This is a genomic window from Deinococcus rhizophilus (assembly GCF_030271215.1).
In the GTDB taxonomy this organism is placed as follows: domain Bacteria; phylum Deinococcota; class Deinococci; order Deinococcales; family Deinococcaceae; genus Deinococcus; species Deinococcus rhizophilus.
Genome location: NZ_JASNGB010000405.1, coordinates 1 through 476 on the forward strand (window position 1 = coordinate 1; position 476 = coordinate 476).

The following is a 476-nucleotide window of genomic DNA, read 5'->3' on the forward strand; positions in this document are numbered from 1 at the left end:
CGCCCGGACTGGGCTGGCCGCCCGGCGCGGCGGTGGCCGAACTGCATGTCCATTCGCCGCGCCTGGTGGGCCTCAATGCCCGCAGTCCGCTCGCCGCCTACCGGGCCTGCACCCGCTCGCTGCGGGATGTGGCCGCCGCCTTGCGCGACGATCCCGGGTTCGCGGACGTGGCGGGGGTCGTCGCCATCACCCTCTTTCACGGGCCGCTGGCGCAGCAGGGCTTTCAGGTCCTGCCCCTGCCGCCGCTGCGGGCGCGGCTCTACAGCCTGGGCTTCCGGCTGATGCGCCGCGTGTACGGCACGGGGGTCCCCACCTCCCAGCCGGAGCCGAGGCTGGCGTGGATGGAGCGGGCGGCGTTCCTGGCGCGGCACGGGTGAGGCGCGACCGGCCTACCCCGGCAGCGCGAACACCACCGCCGTGCCCCGCCCCGGCTCGCTCTCCAGCTCCAGCTCGCCCCCGGCCAGCGCCACCCGCTC

1 protein-coding gene is annotated in these 476 nt (G+C 76.7%); it reads left to right on the forward strand.

Annotated elements, in window-relative coordinates; genetic code table 11:
• Positions 1–377 (forward strand): YkoP family protein (locus QOL99_RS17580; protein WP_407650218.1); only part of this gene is annotated, 377 nt, incomplete at its 5' end.
• Positions 378–476: the final 99 nt, after the last annotated feature.